Consider the following 7,732-nt stretch of genomic DNA (forward strand, 5'->3'; position numbering starts at 1 on the left):
TGCTAGCCTGTATCGGGCACAGTTGGGATGAACCGTGTCCGCCTAGGCTTTTTGATGAAGGAGCATAGGCGGGGAGCGAATCAACCACCATACCTCGATCGTACCTACAGTGTATTCCTTATGACACTACAGTGGCTATAAGATCAAGGGAAAATCCCCTCCAAACTCTAGTGGTTTACCTGAAATAATCTGAGTATCAATTGCTTAAATTTGTAATTAGTGCTAACGTATGGCATGGAAGTATAGACAAATAGCCCCCTATCTGTAATGACTACGAACCTTAAATGCTATTATTATGAAAAAACAATGGAACTACGTTGCGGGGCTTTTTATTCTAGCCCTGTTACTTTGCAATTGCGATCCTAAAGTCACACCACCGGACCCCACACCGGACGACCCCTGTGAGTATACCGAACCCCTAAAACTTGGAAAGGTAGAGCCCAAGGTGGTAGAAGGAGGTGACTATCCACCCTTCAAACCTACCTACGATACCCTAAACAAGGAAACCAAGCCGTACTATGTCCCTAACGGACCTATTCGTGGGAATCTGTCCCCCAACAATCCTGAGTATAAGGTAGAAAAGCAGGACGGAGGAGCAAGTCAGGCAATTTCCTTCGAAGAATACGATGAGATTGGTGATGCCATCAATGTAAGCTCCGTGCTTCCTGAACCTAGTGTTGCCGAAAATGGACAAACGGTAATGACCACCGGGAATACCTATATGTCCTTGTCACTGGATGGCGGACAAACCTTTACAAGTGTGAATCCTACCACCATCTTTCCAAATGATTACGGCGGACTCTGCTGCGATCAGGTGCTGCAGTACGTACCCGAATTCGATATGTTTGTCTGGTTGCTGCAATATTGGACTTCCGGCGGGCAAAATGCCATTAGAATCGCCGTTCAGAATACACAACAGGTGAGAAGTAGTAACGGTACTTCCTGGACCTACTGGGACTTTACCAACGATGCCTTGGCCTCTTCTGGAACCTTGGATTATAACGACATGAGCTTTGGACGTCAGTTCCTGTATTGGACCAGCAGCATAGGAGGGGGTGCCAATCGCTACGTGATACGTGTGCCATTGTCCGAGCTAAACGCCAAAGGCACCGTAAACTACCAATTTACGGGGAGTACCAATGCCTTCTGGTCGCACGTAACCCAAAACGGTACCAACGCCGTGTTCTGGGCGGGGCACCAAAACAATAGTACCATGTTGGTGTACTCCATGCGTGATGCCGACAATTTCTACAGTTGGCGGGAAGTGAATATAAATTCGTGGCCCAACAATACCATGTCGTCTACGGCCGCCGATGGCAACGACTGGCTCACTGATGCCTCCTGGAAGACCTATGTCCGTGCCGCCACCATGCGAGAGAACAATGCCATCTTTGCCTGGAATGCGTCTAACAATGCCAATTTCCCGCAAACCCATGTGCAAATTGCCGAAATCAATACCAATTCCTGGAATTTGGTGAACCAATACCAGATATGGAATCCCGACTTTGCCTTTGCCTACCCGTATTTTGAGACCAACCAAAAGGGGCAAATAGGAATCATCACCGCCTTTGGCGGTGGCCCATGGAATGCCAGCAGCGGAGTAGGAGTGTGGGGCGATTTTGTGATCTACTATCCGCGACTGAGTTCGCGTAGCTATACCAACTACGGGCATTACCATACCACACGGCGTTCGGGCACCAATGCCGATGAGTGGGTCTCGGCCGGTTTTACCTACGAAACCGACGGCTCGGTGACACCGTATTATGTACGGTTTAAACACTAAGCGGTCGTTACTTTAGATTGCGAAAACCCATCTGTAACAGGATGGGTTTTTATATAGGGAGTTCGGTCCAAACCACCACCACAGTCAACAGCGGCTAGGCATAGTGGCCGAGATTATTTTCTTGCACCTGTGTAACAGTTTATAAAAAGGGCCGTCTTTAGATAGAGAGCACACGCAAGTGTTGCCAAAATAGAGTATATTGTAACGAACATCCCCACTAAAACCATCAGGATGAAAAAAATTATATGCTGCCTGTTATGCTTATGCGCCGGTTTATTGTCAAGTTCGGCCCAGCAAGAATTATTGGATGGAACATGGGTGCTGGATTATGTGGTGGTCGACGGGACCACCTATGTGGCACCGCCCTTATACAGTACCACACCCCCTTGTCTGCCCTTTGATTATTTTCCGAGCATTAGTTTTGGTATCGATGGCACTGGGGAGTACGAGGCCTTTGCGGTGCTGACCTTTAACAACTGGTTTCACGATAGTGTCAATGCCACCATGACGATAGACGAAACTACATTTACCACCTGGGGCGCAGTCACCCTGGGAGAATGCGACTGTATTTGTGACTTGGAAAACTTATACCTGAGCACCATCCTGGCTGGCGATTTTACCCTGCGCACCTTTGACTATATTATTGAGAATATAAGCGGCACCGATGTACTGACCATCACCACCCCGGAGGGAGATCATGCTGTATTCTACAACTATGTGTTGGCGACAGACGATCCGGCAAAGAAACCACGGGTTAGCATCTATCCCAATCCGAGTAAAAAGCTATTGCATATTGATACCGAAAACACGACCATAGAAACCGTAAATATCTTCTCCATCACGGGCACCAAGGTGATCCGCTATACCAACTTCGGGCCCCAGTCCATCGATATCTCCCAGCTGGCCAATGGGCTGTATTTTGTGGAGATCATCTCCACAGACGGCTATACCAGCGTACAGCGGTTTTTAAAGCAGTAGGCTTTCCTATTTGTCAGTGATGCTTCGAAACTAGATTTTACAACAATGCTATGCATGGTTTTAAGCTATTCGTAATAGCTCTTGTTAGTCTATATAAGGGTTTTGTGGTTACATGCAGCAAGGTTAAGGGATTTGAAGTTAAGGTGATGTTTAATTCTTTAAAGTTGAGCTAAGCTTTGATGAAGATCACCCTGTGGCTTGTTGTTAGGTGCAACGTGGTAAAATTAATACTGTTTTATTCATATAGATAATAGGAAATCTTTCGTAGATTTGAATTCTCCCCATTTAGAAATTCTGTTTTTAAGGAATTAACAATGAATTTAAAACCTAGCGACGATCAATACGAAAATTGGTCATTACCATCTAAATTAATCTATAAACTCTACAAGGGATCTTTAAAAGATAGATTACTAAATATTGCACTTTTTGTTCTATCCTGTGCGCTTGCAATTTTTTTAGCCATGGATTGTTCAAATAACAATGATGATACGAATAAGTCCTCTGAACTTGAATCAACTGATTCAAGTTCGAAAGCGGAAAAATCAAATATTTCTATTTTCGAATTAGAAGGCACATCAAATGTCAACTTAAAGAATGAAATTCAAAAATTGGGAAATATTAAAATTATTACAAGTTCAAAGAATAAGATTAGATTAAAAATAAGCGGAAGTATTCAAGAGATTGATAAGGAACGACAGACTTATATTTTCACAGGAGGAAATTTGATAGCGTTGGTAAATGGGAATATATGTTATGAATTTAAATCATTGAAATTAAGCTCATTGCGACCTGCAAAACAACACCAACTGGAATCCGTGATTGATAAAGAACGTGAATCGCTAATTAATATTAATTTCATAGAAATCTCACAAAAAATTCTAGAATGCATAAAACACTAAGGACACTAATTTTGTTCTGTACAATCCATCTAAGTTTCTCGATCCTTGTTGCTCAAGAAGCAATTAAGCCTGAGTCTATTTTGATATACTCAGAGGGAGACGGCTATCTTCAGCCTTTTATAGAATCTGTAATAAAAGGACTCTCTTACAAAGATAAAAAAGGAGAAAGACAATATTTTAATAAGGTAAATTCACTTAATACATTTATAAGCGATAATCGTTATCAGTCAATCCTTAATGATATTATTAGTATTCGTAAGCCTGACAATGTGAGTTTAGATATTTCTTATACGGAAAATCAAAAAAAAGATAACAACAGGGTGTTCGATATTCTGGTTGATTATGATTATTTCCTCGCCATTAAGACGAATACTCTGGTTGAATTAATCGAATTTCAATTTCAATTGTTTGAAACTAGAAAATCAGAACTAAAAAAGGACTCAATTAACTCCCCCCTCAATATTGCGGACAACATTATTGGCGTTGAGAATTTCTTCGTTAATCCTAAGGAAAGTAACTATGGAAATCAGATTAAGCTTGCGATAGAGCGACTTTTTCATAATTCTAATAGTGTGCCGCAAGCCGAATTGTATATTTTTGATCAATTATATAAGTCTGAAGACACAATATCTCTTCCCACTAAGGCCTTTATTGTTCTGGATGGATCTTCATCTGGTGATACTGATTCTGAAATAGTAAAGTATTTATGGTATAACATACCTGGCGAGAATGAAAAGTATCAAACATTTAAAAAATTAGAATTATTGGATAATGTTGCTAAGCAAAACATAATTATTAATCAAGATGGATTTTATAAGATTGGATTTAAAGTAAATGATGGTGTTTCCGATTCCAATCAAATAATAATAAACATTAAAGCAGAAAACAGACCAGAAATACCTCTATTGTTGGATACTATATCTTATTCAATTCACCGACAAACATTATTAAAGAATTTTAAGCCTAAAATAAGACAAAAGGCGGAATTATATTTTGAAAATAACGGGCCGGTAAAATTAATAGCTGACGATTTCATTTTGGCAAATAAGAAATTAGATATTTTAGAAAAATTTAATCCTAAAGACTCTATCTTTTTAGTGGAAACAAAAATTGAAAATTACAATGATCAAGGCATTTATAAAATAGTTTTTGAATCTCAGTTTCTTGCTCCTGAGATTGATTCGGAAAATGACTACTTTCTTTATAGGAAAAATTTAGATGGAAGATTAAGTCAACCATCACACATCAAGCACAAACTATATACTAATGGGCTATTTATTATTCATATTGGTGTTTCACCGTACACGATTGGGAATAATAAAGGAGATAATTTTACCACAGAATCTGGGGAGGAAATAGTGTTAGGCCGAAATTCAGGTTTTGTTGGATTCGGTGGATATTTAAGTATTTCTGCTTTGTTAACTAATAACTGGGAACTGGGATTTAGTGGGATTTTTGGCAAAAAAGAAAGTGTCTTCTTTAATAATTACGAATTGTTTTATCCAGCGACCACATCATTTTGGTTGAATTATATATTTAGAACAAATGGAATGAACGGATCGATAGAGCCTTTCATAGGTCCGGAAACTAATTCAATATTGTATAAGGATAATACATTATTAGAGGATAATTTTAATACTGCATGGACAATTGGCGGGAATGTAGGTGTTATTTATAAGTTATTTCACAGCGGAAAAGTTGACTCAGATTTAAGGCTTAGTTTCATGTATGGAGTACTGTCATATAGGGAGTTATCGGATATCTACGTGACGACATTAAAAATTCAATATTCTTTAAGAATTTAAAAATGTTTTAATTAGAAGTGGTGAGTCAACAATTTGTTTGGTTCAACATATTCTGCTAAGGCAGGAATTATAACCGAATTATTTAAAACAGCGTACCTGCCTGCCACGGCAGGGTGGAGGTAGGGTGAGTAGAATAATTTTCATCCCTTTTAGTATACATCATAGAAGAATTATAATGTATTGTTAATTGTATTTAAGTATTTGCTTAAATAAGATAATAATTCCATATTTGATCTATGGAAGGAACCAGTTGTATAAGATTAGAAGCAGACGCTAAACAAATAATGAACTGCAGGGAAGTTGTGCAAGACTTAAATAGTTCGTTTGAAGCGCTTTCAAAAACACTGAGTTTAGCAGGAAACCCGGTTCGTTTAAAGATATTGTACTTGTTGCATCGAGAAGATTATCTGTGTGTATGCGATTTAAGTGATATTTTAGAAATGAATGTTTCCGCAATTTCCCAACATCTAAGAAAACTAAAAGATAAGGATATTATTTTCGCCCGTAAGGAGGCACAGACCATCTTTTACGCCCTCAGAAAAGATAAGATCTCCTTATTACTTCCTTTTTTCGACATTATCGATAGTACAAATTTAGTCGTAGAAAAGGTATGAGCTCAGAAAAGAAGTTAGCGGGAACCACCATGATTACGGCCATTGCAGCCTCCCTATGCTGCATCACTCCGGTATTGGCCTTGATTGCCGGCACCAGCGGTATGGCAGCCACATTTTCCTGGTTAGAACCCTTTAGGCCTTTTTTAATTGGCCTTACTATAATCGTTTTGGCTTTTGCATGGTATCAGCGATTAAAACCTAAGAAGCAAGACATAGACTGTGCTTGTGAGGATGAGAAGCCGAATTTTTTTAATTCAAAGAGATTTTTGGTATTTGTGACCCTGTTTGCGGCACTCATGCTGGCATTTCCCTATTACGCCCAGGTATTCTATCCTTCAAATTCAAAGGAAGTCGTGATGGTATTGGAATCAAATACGGAAACCATCTCCTACAAGATTAAAGGAATGACCTGTACGGGCTGCGAAGCACATATAGAAAGTGAAGTGAACAAGCTCAACGGCATCGTGGAAGCAACGGCAAATTATGAAACCGGAACGGCAACTGTTACCTTTGATAAAACAAAAGTAAGCCCTGCAGAAATTGAGGTTGCCATAAGAAAAACCGGATATAAAATTATAGACTGATGGAGGTACAATTAAAATCAACGATCACCTGTCCTCACTGTGGCCATAAAAAGGAAGAAGAAATGCCAACGGAAGCCTGTCAGTTCTTTTACGACTGCGAAAATTGCAAAGTGCTTTTACGGCCCAAAGAGGGAGATTGTTGCGTATATTGTTCCTATGGTACGGTGGCCTGTCCCTCCATTCAAGAAAACTCTAACTGTTGTTAAATGAGGTATAAAGCAAAAAGCATACGCGCTTTTATAGGCGCCAAGAACTACGATGAATCTAGGGCCTTCTATCGCGAACTCGGATTTGAAGAAGTCATCATTTCGGATGACATGTGTTTGTTTAAAGTTAATACCAATCTGGCCTTTTATTTGCAAAAGGCTTATGTTAGAAAATGGGTGGACAATTCGATGCTTTTCTTGGAGGTGGATGATGTAGAGGCCTGTGAGAAAGAACTACTCGCAAAAGGGCTACACCACAAATATAAATACGTTCGTTTTACCGAAATCAAAACCTTCGATTGGGGACGCGAATTATTTATGCACGACCCATCGGGAGTCTTATGGCATTTTGGTCAATTTAGTGTTTAAGGAAGTCGATACGAAACTTACCGCAGTAATTACAAATCCCTAATCGCTTAGAATCGCGTATTTGGTTTTTATATGGACTATGATCCAAATATTCAATTTTTAAATTGCCGGTAGCGGATTTCCTTTTTCATATTATTCTAAAAATTCATCCGGTGAATAAATTTTTGGAATACAATAGACGGGACAGAAGTTTCTAATATAAAAAATCGTACTTAAGTGTACGGATTTCCTTTTGCATAATTCGTTAGTTATAATCCGCCAAGGCAGAGGTTATAACCGAATTATGCAAAATAGCAAGCTATACGGAAATCGTTCTGGAACTATGTAAAATAGCGCATAAACGCGCTATTCGCATATATATCAAATGTACTATAATGTACTTGCGTTATGTAACTTGAGCTTTGGGTAAAAGCGAAATTTTTGGCTATAGTTTCTACAACAAATTTTATTCCCTAAGTTTCTTTACGATGTTAATACGAGTAGGAGAGTTGGGG

General features: G+C 39.2%; 8 protein-coding genes. All 8 read left to right on the plus strand.

The genetic code is table 11. The features are described 5' to 3' along the window. Nucleotides 1–295 precede the first annotated feature (295 nt). On the plus strand, nt 296–1,783 hold the full coding sequence (locus K8F54_RS01820) for a hypothetical protein (RefSeq protein ID WP_290786233.1): 1,488 nt from the start codon (nt 296–298) through the stop codon (nt 1,781–1,783). Between the two features lie 231 nt (nt 1,784–2,014). Further along, nucleotides 2,015–2,761, plus strand: a complete 747-nt coding sequence (locus K8F54_RS01825; protein WP_290786235.1) for a T9SS type A sorting domain-containing protein — start codon at nt 2,015–2,017, stop codon at nt 2,759–2,761. Between the two features lie 314 nt (nt 2,762–3,075). Next, nucleotides 3,076–3,660: a hypothetical protein gene (locus tag K8F54_RS01830; protein WP_290786237.1), complete on the plus strand. Its 585-nt coding sequence runs from the start codon at nt 3,076–3,078 to the stop codon at nt 3,658–3,660. Then, nucleotides 3,645–5,465, plus strand: a complete 1,821-nt coding sequence (locus K8F54_RS01835; RefSeq protein ID WP_290786239.1) for a hypothetical protein — start codon at nt 3,645–3,647, stop codon at nt 5,463–5,465. The genes K8F54_RS01830 and K8F54_RS01835 overlap by 16 nt, the downstream gene beginning before the upstream one ends. A gap of 236 nt (nt 5,466–5,701) precedes the next feature. Continuing rightward, a complete protein-coding gene (locus K8F54_RS01840; protein WP_290786241.1) occupies nt 5,702–6,079 on the plus strand; it encodes a metalloregulator ArsR/SmtB family transcription factor in 378 nt (125 codons plus the stop codon). Next, nucleotides 6,076–6,663 (plus strand): mercuric transport protein MerTP, encoded by a 588-nt coding sequence (merTP, locus tag K8F54_RS01845; protein ID WP_290786244.1) that lies wholly within the window; start codon nt 6,076–6,078, stop codon nt 6,661–6,663. The genes K8F54_RS01840 and merTP overlap by 4 nt, the downstream gene beginning before the upstream one ends. Next, nucleotides 6,663–6,869, plus strand: a complete 207-nt coding sequence (locus K8F54_RS01850) for a GDCCVxC domain-containing (seleno)protein (protein WP_290786247.1) — start codon at nt 6,663–6,665, stop codon at nt 6,867–6,869. The genes merTP and K8F54_RS01850 overlap by 1 nt, the downstream gene beginning before the upstream one ends. Then, nucleotides 6,870–7,238 carry a VOC family protein gene (locus K8F54_RS01855; protein WP_290786249.1) on the plus strand — a complete coding sequence of 123 codons (369 nt, stop codon included), beginning with the start codon at nt 6,870–6,872 and terminating at the stop codon, nt 7,236–7,238. The last annotated feature ends 494 nt before the right edge of the window (nt 7,239–7,732 follow it).

Origin of the sequence: Altibacter sp., from assembly GCF_019913785.1 — a bacterium.
In the GTDB taxonomy this organism is placed as follows: Bacteria; Bacteroidota; Bacteroidia; order Flavobacteriales; family Flavobacteriaceae; genus Altibacter.